The organism is Streptomyces sp. ME02-8801-2C (assembly GCF_033793965.1).
GTDB lineage: Bacteria > Actinomycetota > Actinomycetes > Streptomycetales > Streptomycetaceae > Streptomyces.
This window is the reverse complement of sequence record NZ_JARAXP010000004.1, coordinates 517,514-536,743: the sequence shown is the minus strand read 5'-3', so window position 1 is coordinate 536,743 and position 19,230 is coordinate 517,514. Positions and strand designations below refer to the sequence as shown.

The 19,230-nt window shown below is 70.7% G+C and carries 13 protein-coding genes; 9 read left to right on the top strand and 4 right to left on the bottom strand.

All coding sequences use genetic code 11. The annotated features are described in order from the left end of the window. The first annotated feature begins 90 nt into the window (after window positions 1-90). The 3 genes from PV396_RS15640 (at window position 91) to PV396_RS15630 (ending at window position 5,953) form a co-directional block, all read left to right on the top strand. Entirely contained in the window at window positions 91-2,892 is a 2,802-nt protein-coding gene (locus PV396_RS15640) for a LamG-like jellyroll fold domain-containing protein (protein ID WP_319204943.1), read from the top strand. 76 nt (window positions 2,893-2,968) lie between these two features. Beyond that, window positions 2,969-3,808 carry a hypothetical protein gene (locus PV396_RS15635; protein WP_319204941.1) on the top strand — a complete coding sequence of 280 codons (840 nt, stop codon included), beginning with the start codon at window positions 2,969-2,971 and terminating at the stop codon, window positions 3,806-3,808. A gap of 294 nt (window positions 3,809-4,102) precedes the next feature. After that, window positions 4,103-5,953, top strand: coding sequence for a glycosyltransferase (locus tag PV396_RS15630; RefSeq protein ID WP_319204939.1), 1,851 nt, complete (start codon window positions 4,103-4,105; stop codon window positions 5,951-5,953). A 61-nt stretch (window positions 5,954-6,014) separates the two neighbouring features. On the opposite strand, the gene PV396_RS15625 is transcribed toward PV396_RS15630, so the two are convergent. After that, window positions 6,015-8,951 (bottom strand): AAA family ATPase, encoded by a 2,937-nt coding sequence (locus PV396_RS15625; protein ID WP_319204937.1) that lies wholly within the window; start codon window positions 8,949-8,951, stop codon window positions 6,015-6,017. A 153-nt stretch (window positions 8,952-9,104) separates the two neighbouring features. Here PV396_RS15625 and PV396_RS15620 point away from each other — a divergent pair, with 153 nt between their 5' ends. Then, window positions 9,105-11,981 (top strand): LuxR family transcriptional regulator, encoded by a 2,877-nt coding sequence (locus PV396_RS15620; RefSeq protein WP_319204935.1) that lies wholly within the window; start codon window positions 9,105-9,107, stop codon window positions 11,979-11,981. 29 nt (window positions 11,982-12,010) lie between these two features. On the opposite strand, the gene PV396_RS15615 is transcribed toward PV396_RS15620, so the two are convergent. Beyond that, complete coding sequence (locus PV396_RS15615; protein WP_319204933.1) at window positions 12,011-12,583, bottom strand: GNAT family protein; 573 nt, start codon at window positions 12,581-12,583, stop codon at window positions 12,011-12,013. Between the two features lie 127 nt (window positions 12,584-12,710). On the opposite strand from PV396_RS15615, the gene PV396_RS15610 reads away from it, so the two are divergent. From PV396_RS15610 to PV396_RS15595, 4 genes are all read left to right on the top strand, one after another. After that, the gene (locus PV396_RS15610; protein WP_319204931.1) at window positions 12,711-13,202 is read left to right on the top strand and encodes a DUF2975 domain-containing protein; all 492 of its coding nucleotides are present in this window, start codon (window positions 12,711-12,713) and stop codon (window positions 13,200-13,202) included. Further along, window positions 13,202-13,465 (top strand): helix-turn-helix transcriptional regulator, encoded by a 264-nt coding sequence (locus tag PV396_RS15605; protein ID WP_319204929.1) that lies wholly within the window; start codon window positions 13,202-13,204, stop codon window positions 13,463-13,465. Before PV396_RS15610 ends, PV396_RS15605 begins: the two co-directional genes overlap by 1 nt. 91 nt (window positions 13,466-13,556) lie before the next feature. Then, on the top strand, window positions 13,557-14,153 hold the full coding sequence (locus PV396_RS15600; RefSeq protein ID WP_319204927.1) for a TetR/AcrR family transcriptional regulator: 597 nt from the start codon (window positions 13,557-13,559) through the stop codon (window positions 14,151-14,153). Between the two features lie 174 nt (window positions 14,154-14,327). Further along, window positions 14,328-15,083, top strand: coding sequence for an SDR family oxidoreductase (locus tag PV396_RS15595; protein WP_319204925.1), 756 nt, complete (start codon window positions 14,328-14,330; stop codon window positions 15,081-15,083). Window positions 15,084-15,557: 474 nt separating this feature from the next. Here PV396_RS15595 and PV396_RS15590 read toward each other — a convergent pair whose 3' ends face one another. Together PV396_RS15590 and PV396_RS15585 are read right to left on the bottom strand one after the other, a co-directional pair. Next, the gene (locus PV396_RS15590) at window positions 15,558-16,280 is read right to left on the bottom strand and encodes a zinc-binding dehydrogenase (protein ID WP_319204922.1); all 723 of its coding nucleotides are present in this window, start codon (window positions 16,278-16,280) and stop codon (window positions 15,558-15,560) included. A gap of 261 nt (window positions 16,281-16,541) precedes the next feature. Further along, window positions 16,542-18,053 carry an alpha/beta hydrolase gene (locus PV396_RS15585; RefSeq protein ID WP_319204920.1) on the bottom strand — a complete coding sequence of 504 codons (1,512 nt, stop codon included), beginning with the start codon at window positions 18,051-18,053 and terminating at the stop codon, window positions 16,542-16,544. A gap of 293 nt (window positions 18,054-18,346) precedes the next feature. Here PV396_RS15585 and PV396_RS15580 point away from each other — a divergent pair, with 293 nt between their 5' ends. After that, complete coding sequence (locus tag PV396_RS15580; RefSeq protein ID WP_416071406.1) at window positions 18,347-19,171, top strand: ABC transporter ATP-binding protein; 825 nt, start codon at window positions 18,347-18,349, stop codon at window positions 19,169-19,171. The last annotated feature ends 59 nt before the right edge of the window (window positions 19,172-19,230 follow it).

Sequence of the window (19,230 nt, the reverse complement as noted above, 5' to 3'; positions counted from 1 at the left end):
TTCGGCGTGCCCTCCTCCCCTTCTCCCCGGCACGGCGTGCGCACCGGTCTGCTCCACCCCACTCATCCGCTCCGTTCGAAGAGGAACGCAATGCGAAGATGGCCACGCCGCCTCCTGGCGGCCCTGGGCAGCGCGGCAGCCGCGCTGGGACTGGTGATCGTCCCCAGCACGGCCGCCCATGCGGCGACCTGCACCACGTACTACATCTCGTCGTCGTCCGGCAGCGACAGCAACGACGGATGCAGCACCAGCACCCCCTGGCAGACGCTCACGAACGTCAACGCGACGACGTTCACGGCCGGCAACCAGATCCTGTTCCAGGCAGGCGGTTCCTGGACCGGCGAGCTCCAGCCCCAGGGTTCCGGCGCCGCCGGCAACCAGATCACGATCTCCAGCTACGGCTCCGGTGCCGCTCCCATCCTCAACGGAGGAGGTGCCGCGGCCACCATCTACCTGCACAACCAGCAGTACTGGACGGTGCAGAACCTGGAGATCACCAACCCGGCGTCCAGTGCGGCGCTGCGCAGCGGCGTCCAGCTGGAGAACGACACCACGGGGATCCTCGCCGGGATCCACATCCTGAACAACAACATCCATGACGTGAAGGGCTACTGGGCGAACGTCGCGAACCCCGTGCAGCCGAGCCAGTCCTCCGGCATCGCCTTCGACGTCACGGACAACAACACCACCAGCGGCTGGGACGACGTCCAGATCAGCAACAACACGCTGACGCGTGACGACGCCGGCGGTATCTACATCGGTTCGCTCGTGGGCCTGAACCACAACATCAACACCACCAACGTCGTCATCGACGGCAACACGCTCACCGACATGGGCGGCAACGACATCGTCTGCGTGTTCTGCGCCTCACCGGTGATCCAGAACAACGTGGCCACGGACAACGGCTACCGCTACTCCGGCGCCGGTCTGTGGAACGGGTGGACGACCAACGCGGTGTTCCAGAACAACGAGGTCTCCCGCCAGTACCGCAACTTCGTCGACGGCCAGGCCTTCGACATCGACAACAACAACTCCGGCACGGTCATCCAGTACAACTGGAGCCACGACAACCCGTTCGGTTTCACGGAGTGGTGCTGCCGCAGCGGCTTCGGCGCCAAGTCCTCGGTGATCCGCTACAACATCAGCCAGAACGACGGCGCGTCCAACGCGGTCTTCCCGGGGATGGGCGGCGTCGACAGCAACACCACCACCCAGGTGTACAACAACACGATCTACATGGGCGAGGGCGACAACGGCTGGGTGACCGGCGGCACCCCGAACAGCACGGTCGCCTTCTCGAACAACATCGTCTACAAGCTGGGCACCGGCAACTACGCCACCAACAAGACGACGTGGACCCACAACCTGTTCTACGGCCACCATCCCGCCAGTGAACCGGCCGACTCCGCGAAGATCACCGCGGATCCGCTGTTCGTGAACCCGGGTGCGGGCGGAACGGGCCGGGCATCGGCGGCCGTATACAAACTTCGCAGCGGCTCCCCCGCCCTCGGCGCGGGCGCGGTCGTCTCCTCCAACGGCGGCCTGGACTACTTCGGCAACACGGTCTCCGCCACCGCCGCGCCCAACATCGGCGCGTACAACGGCCCGGCCGTCTCCGGGCCCACGGCCCACGCGGGCGCGTACTGGCCGCTCGAGGAGGGCTCCGGCACCGCCACCGCCGATCTGACCGGCGGTGCAAACAACGGCACCCTCCAGGCCGGCGCCTCCTGGACGACCGGCAAGGTCGGCACGGGCGCGCTCAGCCTGAGCGGGGCGAGCAACTCCTGGCTGGACGTCCCCACCACCGCCCTCGACACCAGCGGCAGCTACACGGTCTCCGCGTGGGTGAAGCCGAACAGCCTCACCGGCAACCAGACCTACGCGAGCATCGACGGCTCGGCCATCAGCCCCTTCTACCTCCAGCTGTCGGGCGGCACCTTCGCCTTCACCGTCCGCAGCTCCGACTCGACCGGCGCCACGTACAAGCAGGTCACCGGCGGCACCCCCGCCACCGGCACCTGGTACCACCTGACCGGCGTGTACGACAACAGCGCCCACACCATCGCGCTGTACGTCAACGGCCAGCTCCAGGGCACCACGGCGTTCTCCTCACCGTGGAAGGCCACCGGCCACACCACGATCGGCCGGGCCAAGTGGAACGGCGCCAACGCCGACTTCGCCAACGGGACCATCGACGACGTACGGATGATCCCCCGAGCCCTCACCGCCCGCGAGGCGTACGCCCTCGGGACCGGCGCCGCCGGCTACTACCAGCTCGACGAGGGCAGCGGCCACACCGTCGCCAACCTGCTCGGCAACACCGACGACGGCTACACCGAGGGCAACACCACCTGGGCGGGCAGCGGCAAGATCGGCAGCAACGCGCTCGGCTTCGACGGCAGCGCCGTCACGATGGCGGTGGTCCCCTCCTCGGTGATCGACACCGGACAGAGCTACACGGTCGGCGCCTGGGTGAAGCTGAACTCCGTCAGCGGCAACAACCAGACCTTCGCCAGTCTCGTCGGCGGCAAGGTCAGCCCCTTCTATCTGCAACTGTCAGGAGGCAAGTTCACCTTCGTCACCCGGGCCTCCGACGCGAACAACTCCGCGGCCACGACGGTGACGGCCGGCTCCGCGGCGACGACGGGCACCTGGTACCACGTCCTCGGCATGTACGACAGCGGCGCCCAGACGATCTCGCTGTACGTCAACGGCACGCTCCAGGGCAGCACGTCCTTCACCTCCCCCTGGACCGTGAACGGCGCGACCCTCATCGGCGCCGGTACGTACAACCAGGGGCCGGTGGACTTCACCAACGGCCAGATCGACGACGTCCACTTCTACAACCGGACGCTCAGCACCACTGAGATCCAGACACTCGCCACCGGCTGACCCGGCGGCGAATCAGGACGGGTGCCCACCCGGGCACCCGTCCCCCTCGGCCGGCAGCACAAGAGAGGAGCCGGCGATGAGCACGTCGACCCACCGCCCCCGGACATCGGCAAAAGGCCGTCCGCGCACCAGCCGCCCAACCGCCCCGGCACGCCGTACGGTCCCGCTCTGGCTGATCACCGTCGCCGCGCTGCTGGCCGCCACCGCCATCGCGGCGGCGGTTCTCCTGTCCGGCACGCGACCGAGCCGTCCCGCCACTCCCCCGGCGCCACCGGCTCCCCCGCTCACGGCCGTGGCGGCCACGATCGACGGCCAGGACATCCCCGTACGGGAACTGGCCCTCTACCTCGTCCAGGAGCGGGCGGCGACCTTCACCCACTTCCGGCAGAAGTACGGCGCCGAGGACGGCCCCGACTTCTGGACCACCGAGCACGACGGCCAAACCCCCGCCGCCTACCTCCGCGAGCGGGCCCTCGCCGACGTCACCCGGACCACCGTCGAGCTGACCCTGGCCCACCGCCAAGGCCTCCTGGCGGATTCCGGCTACGACGCCTTCCTGCGCAACTGGCAGACGGAGAACGCCCGCCGCCTGAAGGCCGTCACCGCCCACCAGGTCATCTACGGGCCGGTGCAGTACACCGAGTCGAACTACTTCACCTACGTCCTGAGCAACCTCGCCGCCGCCCTCCAGAACAAGCTCACCGAGACGCGGGCCATCACGACATCGGACGACGCCCTCAGGACCTACTTCACCGCCCACCCCGGCGACTTCCCGCACCAGTCGTTCACCACGGCCCACGACTCGGTCCACCAGTCGTACGTCCTGGACCGCTACCGGGCGCTGATCGAACGCCTGGCGGGTTCGGCGCAGGTCCGCGTGGACCGGGCGGTGTTCGACGCCGTCCCGGTCGACTGATCCGCCGACGGCACCTCCCCGCGGCACTGTTCGCGTCCGGTTTCCCTGTACTTAGCCGCCGACCGGCCGCGAGCGCCGAGGCGACCATTCACAGCTGACACGATTCAAGGCAGCGGCACGCGGAGTGAATGGGGAAACGACATTCACCGGTATTCCCGGCACCCCGCGCCGCTCGAAGGGGCCGCCCCTCTCAGGCCCCGAAACGCCGAAAGCAGCGTGCGCGCACCCCTGCGCGGGTGCGCCATGTCGCGCTGCGCCCGGCCTCTCCTTGCACATCGGAAAGTTTGAAATCCCATGAATAATCTGGTCGCCACGTTATTGATCGTGGCGGCGGCCCAGTTGGCCGCCATCGTCACGCTCGCGCGACATCCACACCCCACAGCGCGCGAACTGCGTTTCCCGACAACAGTTCACGCCCTGTGCTTCGGCACAGCCCTGCTGGTGAGCGTGGCCTTCGGGGGCTCCCTGAAGTGGGGCCTGCTCACCGCGCTCTCCATGATGGCGCTCAGTTTCCTGGCACTCCGGAGACTGACCGCCTTCCGGCCTGTCGGCAGCCTGTTCGTCGTGACCTGCGTGTTCCTGAGTGTCCTGCCGGTGGTGTGGCTGGTGCCGTTCGCCGCGAAGGCGATCGACTCGGGCGTGAGCACGGTGACCCTCGTGTTCGTCACGATCAGCTCCGTACTGACCATCGTCTGCCTCCCCTCGGACCTGCTCGACGAGGTCACGGGCTCCGAAGTGCTCCTGCGCTCGCGGTGGCGCAGGGCCGGCGCGACCGCGCGCCCTCGTCGGTCCGGCTTCGCACCGATGGTCTCCGTGCAGCTCCCGATCCACGCCGAGCCGCCCGGGGTGGTCATCGAGACGCTCGACGCGCTGAGCCTGCTCGACTACCCCGACTACGAAGTGCTCGTCATCGACAACAACACCACGGACGAAAGCCTCTGGCGGCCCGTGGAGGAGCACTGCGCCCGGCTGGGACCGCGTTTCCGGTTCCTGCACGTGGAGGGGATCACCGGCGCGAAGGCCGGTGCGCTGAACTGGGCACGGCCCCACATCGATCCTCGCGCGGAAGTGGTGGGCGTGGTCGACGCCGACTACATCGTCGAACCGGACTGGCTGACGGACACCGTGGGGTACTTCGAGGATCCCGAGACGGGCTTCGTGCAGTGCCCGCACGCCTACCGCGACTACGAGTCGTCGGCGTTCACGAGGATCGCCAACGCCGAGTACGCCCTCTTCTTCGCCGCCCACATGGTCGCGCTCGACGAGAACGGGGCAGGCCTCACCGTCGGCACGATGTCCACCATCCGCCTGGCCGCCCTCGACAAGGCCGGCGGCTGGGCGGAATGGTGCCTGACCGAGGACTCCGAGCTCGCCATCCGCATCCACGCGAGCGGGTACAAGTCGGTCTACCTCAAACACCCGTACGGCCGGGGGCTCGTCCCGGAGACCTGGAACGGCTACAGGAAGCAGCGGTTCCGCTGGACCTACGGCCCGGTGCAGGAGATCCGCGCCCATGCGCACATGTTCCGCCCGGGTGCCGGGCGTACCGCCTCGCACCTGAATGTCACACAGCGGATCCACCACGCCAACCACGGGCTGATAAACGCCCTGCGTGGCGTCAGGTTCGCCGGGGTGGCGGTGCCCCCGGCCATGCTGCTGTCCATGATCGCGAACGATGACGTGTGGCCGGTGCCGGTGACCTGGTACGTGCCGTTCCTCTTCGTGATGGCGGGCAGGCGGCTGCTGCAGTGGACGGTGTACCGCAAGGTCATGGGCTTCACCGCACGTGAATTCGCCGGAGCCGTCCTGGCCCAGCGCGCTCTCTTCTACGTGATCGGGAAGGCGGCACTGCTCGCGATGCTGAACCGGCCGGCGATCTGGAACCGGACCGACAAGTTCCGCCGACTGCAGTCCAGGATCCAGGTGTTCAACAGCGCCGGTGAGGAGACCGTCCTCGCCGTGCTCTTCCTCCTCTTCGCCGTCCTCTCGGCCACCGCGCTGCCCTTCGGCGTCGTCTCGGTGGCCATGACGCTCACTCTCCTCTACCAGGCGGTGAGTTTCAGCGCGGCACCGGCGCTCTCGTACCTGGCGGAGCGCGAGATACGCAGGGACCGGGCGCCCGCACGCGTTCCCGGGTTGGTGTGATCTGACGGAAAGGACGAGCCCCCGGCCGTAGGACGGTTCCGGGGGCTCGTGCCGTGTCGTGTCAGAGGGCGTCGGTGAGTACGGCGGTGACGAGTTCGGTGCGGGAGCGTTTTCCCGTGCGGGCGAACAGCCGGGACATGCGCCGGGCGGTCGCGTCCTCGGTGAGCCCCAGGACGGTGGCCGTCTGGCGGGTGGTCAGCTGCTCGGCGAGCAGGGTGGCGAGCAGTTGGTCGTTCTCGGCGGTGGCCTGCTTGCGGCCGGGGACGGTGAGTCCGGCCTCGCGCAGCGCGGTCCTGGTGTGGAAGCGCCACAGGGTGGCGCCGGTCGTGCCGAACAGCTCGTAGGCCTCGTGCAGCAGCGCGGCCGGGACCGCGCCCGTGGTGGCGGCGGCCACCAGGGTGGTCGCCGTCTCGAAAGGCAGGCCGCGGGTGCGAGCGAGGTCGACGGCCTCGCTCAGGTTGTGGCGTGCGGTGTCGGGTGCTTCCTGCCGCAGGATGCGGGCCGAGGCGAGCAGGTGCCGAAGGCGGGACCGGTCGGTGCCCGTCCGCCCGGCGATGCCTTCCAGGTGTCGCAGGCAGACCGCCGCCTCGTCGGTCTGCCCGGCCTCGGCCGTCACCTCTGCCAGCAGGGCCCACAACTCGTCCGTGCCGTAGACCTGGTCGTGCGCCTGTGCCGTGGTCAGCGCGTCGCGGAGGGTCCTTTCGGCGCCGCCCAGGTCGCCGAGGGCCATGAGCACCTCTGCTTCCGAAGCGTGCAGCGCGCACTGGGGTGGGCTCCCTTCGGGACCGCGCACGCCCTCGATGATTTGGAGCGCGCTGGTGATGCGCCCCCGGGCGAGGAGGATGGCCGCCGTCCGCGCGGGAAGCGGTGAGCTGTCGGCCACCGGGATCGACTGGACCTCGTCGTTGGCCAGCAGCCGGCGGGCCGATTCCAGTGCCTGGTCCCACCGGCCCGTGAGGTGATCGAAGAGAAACCGGCCGAGCGGCGGCAGCATGGGCACGGTCAGGCCGGCGGTCTCCAGCAGGGCTTTGGCCGCGTTGAGGTCGTAGCCGGTGAGCAGGGTGTCGAACATGCCGCCGGCCAGCGAGTACACCTTGCCAAGGGGTAGGTCCGGGGCGTCGTGCAGGGCCAGTTCGCGCCGGTAGGGCTCCGGTCGGCCCAAGGCCAGACAGGCCATGGCTCGGAACCGGCCGGGCGCCGCACGCGCGCGTGGGCAGGTGTTCCACACCGGCCGGGTCCGGTCGAGCAGTTCCGCTGTCTCCTGCCAGCGCGAGAGGTGACACAGGGCCAAGGCCTGTCCGGTGACCTTCGCGAGGGCGGGTACGGGCAGTCCGTCCCACCAGTGGGCGGTCGCGAGCCGGGACATCGTGGGCCAGTCGCGTTGGTTGGCCGTGACCGCGACGACGAGGCAGGCGGCCTCTTGCAGGTCGAGGTCGCTCAGCGTCGGTCCCGGGTCGCGCAGCAGGGATTCGCCTGCGGTCCGTGCGGTGGGGTAGTCGCAGGCCAGGTAGGCGGCTGTGCCGTACCGCTGGAGGAGGAGATCGCGGACGTCGGCGTGTTCGGTCAGGTCACGGGCGGCCCGCAGCCACCGCAGTACCCGCCCGTCATCGGTACCGGGCCGTATCTGCTGGGCGGCGGCGGTCAGTTCGGCCACCGCGCGTTCCCGGTCGACCAGGCTGCCCGCGTCCGCGATCCGGTCCGCACGGTAGGTCAGGGCGTTCGTCTCGTCGAGAAGGCCCGGCGCCGGGGGGATCGCCGCTTCCGCGTGCCGCGCGTCCGCGTATCTCCAGAGGACCTCGACCGCGGTGGCGGACAGCCGGCTGCGTTCCACCGGGCTCAGCCGCTCCCGGACGGTGTGCTCGGTCAGGGGAATGCGGAAGCTCCAGCCTCGCGGTGTGGTCCGGTACGGGCCGGGTGGTTCGTCGATGACGCCCGCCTCGACCAGGCGGTGGGCACCGTCGGTGACGGCGTCGGTGGACAGGCCCGTCCAGTCCGCGGTCAGTTGAAGGGCCGGCGGGCCGAGGGGTCCCAGGATGCTCAGCGCGGCGGCCACCGCGCGCTCGGGCTCGCCGAGTCGGTCCAGGGCCCGGACGAACCGGTCGTCGTCGGGCAGCACCGGGGCCGTCGCCCGCGCGGGTATGAAGGCGTGGCGGTCGGCGACCCGGATCACGCCTCGGCGCGTCCAGCCGGTGAGCAGGGCCTCGACCGCTCCCGGGACACCGCGCGTCAACTCGCCCACCCGGCGCGCCAGATCGGCGTCCGCTTCAGCCCGCAGCCACCGCGCGACCAGAGAGGTGGTGTCGTGCGTTCCCAGCGGTAGCAGGACGACTGTGCGAGACCCCCTGTCGTCGGCCGGCTCCTCGATCATCCGGGCGACACCCTCGCGGCCTGCGGCCCGGGGCCCTTCGGGCGCGGGGGTGGCTGTTCTCGTATCGCCCGCGCCCGGTGCGGTGTGCCGGGCGACCGACACCACCAGCCGGACACCAGGGGCATCGATCCGCCCGAGCGCGGTCACGGAGTCGGGGTCGGCGTGCTGGGCATCGTCGACCAGGAACGTCACCGGTGCGCAGCGGGTGAGAGCGGCGTGCAGCAGTGTCTCCATCGCGGCCCGGTCGTGCCGGTCCACGGCCGACAGCGCCCGGGCGACCGCCCCCGTGGCCGATCGGGGACCTTCCGGGCCGGACCGGCGTTCCTCCAGCGCCATGACCAGTCGCAACGCCAGCAGCAGTGGCCGGTCACCGTCGCCGGGGACACAGTCCACGACGTACACGGCGATTCCTTGTGTCCGCAGGCGCTCACCGGTGGCGTGCAGGAACGCGCTGCGGCCCACGCCGTGTTCACCTCGCACGAAGACAAGGCCCGGGCCGTCGGGGTCGCCCAGCAGACCATCGATCTGCCGCGACTCCCGCTCGCGGCCGAGCAGGAGGTCGCCGGAGCGGTCCATACGGGCGGGCCTGCCCCAGCGGTCCGGTTCGTCGGTTCCCGGCCTCACAGTCACCGTCCAGTTTCCGAGATGTGCCTTGGGGTTGATGAACACGGCCGAGGCCGGCCGCGTACCCGTGCCCGGAAAGGCGTCAGTGCACTGACCATATGGGCCGCGCCGCCATGCCCCGCACCGCCATCGGTCGCGGAGAACGAACGAGGTGGCACCGTGAGGGAACAGCGGGGAGCGGTCATCGGCAGAGCCGACGAGGTCCACGCACTGGCCGACGCCCTTCGCGCCACCGGTGAGAGGGCGCGCGTCCTGCTGGTCAGCGCGGGGGCGGGGATGGGCAAGACGACCGTCCTGGAGCGGGCACGGCGTGCGGCCACCCAGGACGGCACCGCGGTGCTGCGGCTCGGTTGGGAGGGCGAAGCCGACGACGCCCGGGACACGACCGACACGGCCGGCACGGCCGCCGTCCCCGCCGGACCCGGCCTGGTCCTCACAGACCCCGGCAACTGCCTGGCGGCGCTGCCCGGCACCGAGAGGTCGCGGCTGCGGAGGGCGGCGCGGGCCGCCGGGGCGGAGGAGCTGTCCGCGTTCTCCGAGGCACTGGCGGCGGGGGCCCGCCAGACGTCGCTCGCCCTGGTCGTCGACGGTATCGACCGTATGCCGCGACCGGCTGCCGACGCGTTGGGGCTGCTGCTACGGGTCTTCCGCCCGCGCGGCGTACCCGTGGTGATGGCCGGCCGCCCCGGACCCGCCGGGGATCACTCTCGCGCCCAGTTGGCGGCCGCCGCCGACGACGTCCTCGAACTGCCCCCTCTGCACCCGGCCGACGTCACCAAGCTCGTCGACCTCCACCTCACCCGACGGTTCGGTCACCCGGCCGACCCCGCGGTGGCGGCCACGGTGTCGCGGGCCCTGGGCACGCTGGCGGGCAACCCGCGCGCCACGCTGTCGGTCCTCGACACCCTGGACGGACGGGACCTGCTGGAACTCGACGGCAGGATGTGCCTCACGCGTGCGGAGAAACAGCTGGGACTGGGCACCGAGGAAGCCTTCCTCCTCGGGTTCGGCCGACCCCACGCGCCCCCGTACCCCGGCATGGTCGAGACGGCGATCGTCACCGCCCGCGTTCTCGACCATGCCGATGTGCACGTCGACGACGCGTTCAGGATGACGCCGTCGACCGGCGCCCGGGCCCTCGAACGCGCGCTGGACCGTCTGATCACGGACGGGGTCCTGACCGCGGACCCGCGAGGCCTGCTGTCGTTCGCCGTCCCGGCGCTCGCGGCGACTCTGCGGGCCCTGCCCAGCCGACGCGACGTCCAGGGCAACTCCGCGCGGTACGTCACGAGGTTGACGGACAAGCTCGGTGCCGAGGCCACCGGCCGCGGCTACCCGAGGCTGGCCGACCGCGTCGCGGCCTCCGGCCCTCTCCTGGCCGACTCCCTCGCGGTGCCGCTGTTGCTGGCGGCGGCCCGCGAGGAGGCCAGGAGCAACTGGCCCCGCTCGGCCCGCGCCTACGCGGCCGCGCTCCACCGGCTCACACCCCAGGACCGGCGCACGCGTGGTGTGCTCCACGAGGCGAGCAGCCTGAGTCTGCGATACGGCGACCACGGAGGACTCCTGGCACTGGGCAAGCCGCTGCTCGCCCTGCTGGACACGCCGCACACCGAGCACACCAGTCACACCGAACGTACTGAACGCACCGAACGCACCGAACGCACCGACGACGTCGGGGAACCAGCCGGCCTGTCGTACGTTGCCGCCGCATGGGCGTGGGCGGCGCTGCACGAACACCGCGCCCCCTGCGCCGATGACATGCGCCCCCGCTCCGCCGAGACGGCTGCCCGGTTTACCGCCGCGGCCGGGCTGGCGGCACTCGGCGGGCTGTACGGCATCGGCCCGCTCACACCCCCGGCGGCATCGACGGCCCGCCACGCCCCGGACACCGGGCCCGGGCACCGCCGCACGCCCTTGCCCTCACCCGCCGAACTGCGTCTGGTGGCCGCCGCGATGGGCAGCCACACGGAACTGCGCCGAGCACGGCGCGACCTGCCCCCCGACGCCCTGGACGACCAGACCATGGACCGGCTGCGCCACGCCGCCGCCCACGCGGACCTGGCCGGCGCGTTCGCCGCCGTCCTCGGCGACCGGTACGTGGCGGCTCCCGACGGCATCGCCGTCCAGTACCGGGGCATGGTCCGCGACTACCTGGCGGGGAACTGGGACGCCGCGCTGACAGCCGCCCGCCGCATCGAAGTACGCGGCCGGACCCATCCTGCGGCAGGCGTCCCGCACCTGCCGCGGGCGCTGGCCGCGGAGATCCACTGCAACCGCGGAGACGTCGCACACGCCCGCGCATGGCTCGACCTGGTCCCCGACACCGTCACCCATCCCCTGGCGGCGCGTGCCCGCCTGGCCGTCCGGTACTGGTCCGGCCAGAAGGAGGAGTCGCTGGAGGAAGCCCGGTGCGACGCGCGGCAGGCACGCAAGAACGGCCAACTCGCGGGCGTCGAACGGCTACTGCTGCGCATCCTGTCCCTCGCCGCCCTTCACGACCTGCGACAGAAGGTCCAGCAGGCCCTGGAGGAACTGGAAACCCTGCACGAGGAAGCGGCCACGGCACTGACCCACGAGGCCCTGCTCATCGCGCGAGGCATCGCACATCACGACGCGGACAGCGCGCTGACCGCCCACCGCTCGATCCGACGCCGGGGCGACGTCCACCTGAGCGTCATCGCCGGCATGTGCCTGACGTCCATCACCGACGACCCCCGGCACTGGCTGACCGAGGCCCTACGCGAGGCCCGCCCCCTCGGCCTGGGCCGCCCCTTCCGCACCGCCGTCACCCGTGCCGCACAACAGCGCGGCATCCCCGTACCGAGACTCCGCCGAGCACAACACAGGCTCACCGAGCCCGACATCACGCTCGTACGCATGGTCAGTGACGGCGCGACCAACCAGCAGATCGCCGCGGAACTCACGTGCAGCACCAAAACCGTGGAACAACGCCTGACCCGCCTGTTCCAGCGCACCGGCACCCGCTCCCGCGCGGAACTCACCGCCACCTGGCTCAACGGAAGCCTCACCGGGTAGGTGTCGGCGGCGTCGATCCCGTCGAGCGCTCAGCGGGCCGGGTTCGGCACGGCCGACGGCCGCCACTCCCGCCTGAGCAGGCCGAACACCCATGAGTCGGACACCTCGCCGTTCACGACGCAGTCCTCCCGCAGGGTCCCTTCGCGTACGAAACCGACCTTCTCCAGCACCCGGGCGGATGCCAGGTTGCGCGTATCGGTCTCGGCCTGGACTCGGTTCAGGTCCAGTGTGTCGAAGGCCCACGTCAGCACGGCGTGCGCGGTTTCCGTCGCGTAGCCGTGGCCCCACGCCGCTTCCGTAAAGCAGTAACCCATCGACGCGCTGCGGTAGTCCGGGTTCCATCCGGTCAACCCGCACCAGCCGACGAAGACCCCGTCTGAGACACGGTCGATGGCGACCCGTACCCCGGTGCCTTCGTCCTCCATCTTCCGGCACGCATCGAGGAAGCGGTCGGCTCGAGCCCGTTCGGTCCACGGCGCGGAGTCCCAGTAGCGCAGCACGTGGGCGCTGCTGTGCAGTGCGAAGAGGGGATCCGCGTCGGTGCCGGTGAAGGGGCGCAGTCGCAGGCGAGCGGTGTGCAGTACGGGGGTGGTCAGAGTCATGCGCACCATCCTGGGTCCCCAGGGGGTGGGCGGAACACCGATTAATCGATCCCCGGCTTCATCCGAACCTTGCCTCATCTATCGATTTTCGATAGATTCCCATCGCGATTCGATGGAAGGGTGGGTCATGGGACAGCTGACCGTGCGTGCGCTGCGCGCCGTGCTCGTGGTGGTGCTCGCCGGCACCGTGTTCGTACAGGCAGGGATGGTGTGGGTGCTGGTCAGCGGGAACGACCCGGAGGACGGGTCGCTGCCGCTGACCGCGCTGCGCGTCATCACGATCCTGGGGATGCTGGCGGCGCAGGTCGCCCTGGTCTGCGTATGGCGGCTGGTGACGATGGTGCGACGCGAGACCGTGTTCTCCCACGCCGCCTTCCGGTACGTGGACGGCGTGATCGGCGCGATCGTGGCGGCCGCCCTCCTCTGGTTCACGGTCACGGCCCTCAACGCGCCGGGCCAGCGGGACGACCCGGGCGTCAGCGTCATCATGGCCGGGGTCGGTCTGGCCATCCTGGGGGTCGCGCTCATCGTGCTCGTGCTGCGGATGCTGCTCGCCCAGGCCGTCGCACGCGATGTCGAAGCGTCCCGGATGCAGGCCGAGCTGGACGAGGTGATCTGATGCCGATCGCCGTCGACATCGACGTGATGCTGGCCAGGCGGAAGATGTCCGTGGGCGAGCTCGCGGACCGCGTGGGGATCACTCCGGCCAACCTGGCGGTACTCAAGAACGGCCGCGCCAAGGCGGTGCGCTTCGCGACACTCGCCGCGCTCTGCGAGGTGCTCGAGTGCCAGCCGGGCGACCTGCTGCGCTGGGAGGCCGAGACGCCGGAACAGGCGAATGACGTGCCCGTCCAGGAGGAGATCAGGATCTCTGGTGCGTGACACCGGGTGTCATACTGGCGCCTGGCGCCTGGCGCCTGGCGCCTGACAGGCGGCACAGGGACGGACTGGGTGAGCACGGAGGGGATCTCGGGTGGACGGGGCTGCTGGGCGCACGAACACCCGGAGCATCGCCCGGGCCGCCGTACGCGCGGAACTGGCCCAGGTGGCGTTCGACCTGTTCCTCCGCGACGGGTTCGAGAAGGTCACTCTGGATGACCTGGCCACTGCGGCCGGGGTCTCCCGCAGCACGTTCCTGCGGTATTTCGGCAGCAAGGAGGACGCTGCCCTCAGCGTCTTCGAAGCGCATGGCGAGCAGGTAGCCGACGCCGTACGCGCCCGCCCCTCCGACGAGGACGACTGGACGGCGCTGCGCCGCGGCCTGGACGCCGCGATAGAGCACTACCGTCGGGACCCCGCCAGGGCCCTGAGGACCACCCGGTTCGTCCTCGACACCCCCGCGCTGTGCGCCCGGCAACTGGAGAAGCAGCGCGGGTGGTGGCCCGCCCTGACCCAGGCCCTCGCCGAGCGCGCCGACCCCCCGCAGCCCGTGACGCTGGCCATCTCCGTGAAGGCCGCGGCAGCGCTGGACTGCCTCAACATCGCGCTCGACCACTGGACCGCTTCCGACGGCGACCTCGATCTCGTCGACCTGCTGGACGAGGCCTTCAGCACGCTCACCCCTCGCTGACGAGCCCTCTCCTTCAACTCCTTCACGCCCGAGCCCTTCACGCCCGCCTGCCCTCTTACCACCTTCACGGCACCCGTCTGCCGTCTGCGGTGACCTCCAGTTGCTAAGATGACGCTCAGTTTCAGTTATGGGACCATGTTCCAATCTTCGTCATAACCTCTGTCTGGAGTTGCCATGTCCACGCTTCTGAGCGGCAAGACCGCGCTGATCACCGGCTCCACCAGCGGCATCGGCCGCGCCACAGCCGACCTCCTCGCCGAGCGCGGCGCCCATGTCATCGTGTCCGGACGCAACGCCGAGCGCGGCGCACAAGCCGTCGCCGACATCCGGGAAGCGGGCGGCAAGGCGGACTTCGTACAGGCCGACCTGACCTCGGCGGACAGCGCCCGGACCCTGGCCGAACAGGCCCGGTCGGTCACCGGGCGGATCGACATCCTCGTGAACAACGCGGCCGTGTTCCCCGAGGGCGGCACCACCGACACCCCGGAGGAGGTCTTCGACACCGTCTACGCCACCAACGTCAAGGTGCCGTTCTTCCTCGTCGGCGAACTCGTCCCGGCCATGGCCGAGCGGGGTGCCGGCGCCGTCGTCAACATCAGCTCCTTCGTCGCCGACAAGGCGGCGCCGGACAGGGCCGCCTACTCGTCCAGCAAGGCCGCGCTGAACAACCTCACCAAGGCATGGGCGAAGGAGTACGGCCCGTCGGGCGTACGCGTGAATTCGGTCGCTCCCGGCCCTGTCCTGCCCGAAGAGATCCAGGCCGCTGTCGCCGCCGATCCACGGGCCGCCGCCGTCACGCAGGCGCTTCCCGCCCGCCGGTTCGGCCTGCCGCGCGAGATCGCCGAAGCCGTCGCCTACCTCGCCTCCGACGAGGCCGCCTTCGCCCACGGCGCCTTCCTGAGCGTCGACGGAGGCGCAGGCCTGGCCTGACGGACGCCGGGCGCGCACGGCCGCCGGCACGTCGGTGCGCGAGGTTCGCACGGCCGTCGGCACGTCGGGGCGCGAGGTCGAGCCGAGCAGCTCTGGGCGGCAGCGACCCCGTACCCGCTCAGGTTGGCGTAGGAGACGTTGAAGGTGACGGTGACGCGTGAGCTCGACGTCGACCGGAGCGGTGGCGTCCGCCACACGGTCCACACGGTCAGCATTGCCGGTGCCGACCGCTGCGGTCGCGCCGCCGAACATCCACGCCGCCCTGGGAGACGCCGACTCAACGCGGCTGTCGGGCTGTTGGCCCAATGTGTGCCGCACCGCCCGCATGCGCCGCCGTGCGCTCGGACTGATCGCCGCCACCGGCGCCCGCCTCTTTCGCGGCTGCGCCCGCCCACGGTGCGAAGACCGGCCGCGCCCCCGACAGGCCGGTATCCCCGCCGTTCTTGCTGGGGGGACAAGCTCTACAGACCTTGGTCAGTCTCTGCAACGGCCGCACGGCGGCCGACCGGGCGTCACGATATGACGGCCACCAGGACCTCGCCGACCGCACCGCTCTCCACCACTCGATGCGCGTCTGCGGTGCGGTCGAGCGCCAAAGCGGACCAGCGGCAGGCCGTGCTTCTCGCCGACCGGCAGAGCACCGTCGCGGACTGCGGCGGTGACGTCCTCGACGGCGGCAGTGCGTGCCTCCGGTCCGGCCGTGTAGAGCACCAGGAACTGGAAGCGTGTGTTCAGCAACATGCTCTGCCGCATGTCCAGTTCGACCGCCTTGCCGCCGTCGTTGGCGTAGGTCGACATCGTGCCGCGGGTCCGCAGCACGGCCAGGTCCAGTGCGAGGTTCGCGCCCAGCGCCACCTCGGCGACGATGTCGACGCCGTCCGGGGCGATCCTGCGGATCCGGGCCGCCGGGTCGCCCTCGCGATAGTTGATGACGTGGTGGGCTGCGGCGTCGGTGGCCGGCCGGGCTTTCTCCGGGCCACTGATCGTGCTGATCACGGTGGCCCCGGCCCAACGGGCGAGCTGGATCACCGCGTGCCCGACCGCTCCGGCCCCGCCCGCGGCGAGCACCACTCTGCCGTCGAGCGCCCCGGGCCGCAGCCGGCGTGGCCCGTCCTCGGCGACGGTGAGCGCGCGGTGCGCGGTGAGCGCGGGGACGCCGAGTGAGGCGCCGACGTCGAAGCCGGCCTCGTCGCCCACAGACCCGTGGCCCAGCCGGAGCCGACGGTGGCAAGGGTGCTGCCACCGGGGGCGATCAGGGGTGGTCGCCCCGGCCTGCGTCTGGTCGCCGTTCGCGCGCGCGTACGGCGACCAGGCTCAGTACGTCGTCCAGGGCGATCCGTGGTTCCCGCCCCGGCCCCCGCCCCCGCCCCCGCTCCTTCTCCTTCTCCTGCTCCTGCTCCTGCTCCTGCTCCTGCTCCTGCTCCTGCTCCGAAATGGCGCAGGCCCCGTGCCTGTTCTTCAGGGCCGGGTACGGCAGGTGATGTCGTGGCTGGGCAGGCGGCCTGTGACCAGGTAGGTGTTGACCGCGTTGGTGGCGCAGGCGGGAGTGCCGGGGATGCCGTACACGCCGTGGTCCCGTCCGCCCTCGACCTGGACGAGGCGTGAGCCGCGCAGGGCGCGGTGCATGGCCAGGCCGCTTGCCGCCGGTGTCTGGGAGTCCCACTGGTTCTGCAGGATGAGTGCGCCCACGGTGTTGTTGACGCGCGTGGCCGGTTCGGCGCCGCGCGGCCAGAAGGCGCAGGGTGTGATGTTGGAGGTGAAGTCCCCGTAGAGGGGGAGGCGGGCGCCGTCGCGGATGGCGTCGTGCCGGTAGCGGGCCGGATCGCGGGGCCAGGAGGCGGAGTTGTCGGCGCAGACGATCGCCCAGTGGAGCGCCTGGAAGTTGGCTTCGAGGGTGTCCACGGGTTCGTCGGAGGGCGGATCCGGGCGGGTCGCGCGGGCCTTGCCGAGGCTGACGACATCGCGCGCGGCCTGATAGGGGTCGAAGAAGAACATCGATCGCAGTGAATCGCGGATGTCGGCGCCGGTGACGGCCCGGTCCTCGAAGTCGAGGTCGCTGCCGTTGTACTTGAGCGGTGTGCGGTCGGCGCGGGCGATCAGCCGGAAGAACGTGGCGCGGACCTCCGCGGGAGTGTCACCGAGGTGGTACGTGCGGTCCCGGCGGGCGACCAGACGGGTCCAGTCCCGGAACGCCGGCTCGACGCCCTCGGCCATGGCCTGGTACGTGCCCCGGCCGAAGCGGTTCGGGTCCACCGAGCTGTCGAGGACGACGCGGTCGCTGCGGGCCGGGAACATCTGGGTGTAGACGGCGCCGAGGTAGGTGCCGTAGGACAGGCCCAGGTACGAGATCCGCTTCTCACCCAGGACAGCGCGTATGACGTCCATGTCCCGTGCGGTGTTGCGGGTGGTGAGGTACGGCAGGCGGGCGCGGTCCCGGGCGACGCACTTCGCGGCGAAGCCGCGGGCGGAAGCGGTGTCCTTGCGGAAGGACGCCGGCCGGTACGCGCGCGGCCAGTCCAGTTCCTTGTTGGTGAGGCCGCAGTTCAGGGGGCTGCTGGCGCCTGTACCGCGTGGATCGAAGCCCACGATGTCGTACCGGTCCCGGACGCTCTTGGGCATGACCTCCGTCAGCCCCGAGGGGTCCAGTCCCCCACTTCCCGGCCCTCCCGGGTTGGACAGCAGCACACCACGCCGCTTGCCGGGCACGCTGGTGCGCAGCCGGGAGATCTCCATGCGCAGGGTGGGCCCCGCGGGCCGCTTGTAGTCGAGAGGCACTTTGACGGTCGCGCACCGTAGGTGGGACGCCCCGACGTTGTCGCAACGGTGCCAGGTGGGGTGCTGGTCGTAGTAACGGTCGAGAGCAGGGGCCGGGGAACGGTGGGCTTCGACTGCTGTCGCCTGGGCGGTGGGAACGCACAGGCCGAGGGTCAGTCCGGCCGCGACGAGGGCGGCCTTGCGTGCGGTAGGCATGGCAAGGACTCTGCTTCACCACCCGACCACCCCGCCTCGGCCGAACGGCCAGGAAACGAAGGCGACCGCCGGCAGCCGTCGGCCGAAAGGCGGATGGAGCACCCACGGGCCGTCACCGCTGGTCGTGCCTCGTCTCCCAGGCGCTTCCTCCAGCGTGTCAGCCTCTGAGCTGACGCTACGACATACCTCAGGCTGACAGAGCCGGGCCCGGGCATCAGCCCCAGGTAGTCGGTATTTCGGCTGATCCGCGAGGGCCGCTGCGAACCCGACGATGAAGGGGTTACCGGCCGGGCATGGATCTGAACCGCGCCCGGCGCTGCCCGTGCCTTCGATCGGAGCAAGAACTCGTGATCACCCTGCCGCCCGTTTCCCGCACTCCCGCCGTGGCCGCCCGCGCCACCGAACTCTCCAAGGTCTACGGAGAGGGCGACACCAAGGTGGTGGCGCTCGACCAGGTCAGTGTCGGCTTCGGGCAGTCACAGTTCACCGCGATCATGGGGCCCTCCGGGTCCGGCAAGTCCACGCTGATGCACTGCGTGGCCGGACTGGACTCGTTCTCCTCCGGCTCGGTCCGCGTCGGTGACATCGAGTTGGGGTCGCTGACGGACAGGCAGCTCACCAGACTCCGCAGGGACAGGGTCGGCTTCATCTTCCAGGCGTTCAACCTGCTGCCGACCCTCACCGCGCTGGAGAACATCACGCTGCCGATGGACATCGCGGGCCGGACACCGGACCAGGAGTGGCTGGACACCGTCATCCAGATGGTCGGTCTGTCCGACAGGCTCAGCCACCGCCCCGCCCAGCTCTCCGGCGGCCAGCAGCAGCGGGTCGCCGTCGCCCGGGCCCTCGCCTCCAAGCCCGAGATCGTCTTCGGGGACGAGCCGACCGGGAACCTGGACTCGCGCGCGGGGGCCGAGGTTCTCGCGTTCCTGCGTGACTCCGTACGGGAGTTGGGCCAGACCGTCGTCATGGTCACCCATGATCCGGTCGCCGCCTCCTACGCGGACCGGGTCATCTTCCTCGCCGACGGGCAGATCGTCGACGAGATGTACGAGCCCACCGCGGACGGGGTCCTCGACCTCATGAAGTCCTTCGACACCAAGTTCCGCACGCGCTGAGCCCTCCCGGCCGGCACATCCCCAAGTCGCCACCGACCCGCGGCCGTCGCTGTCGCAGC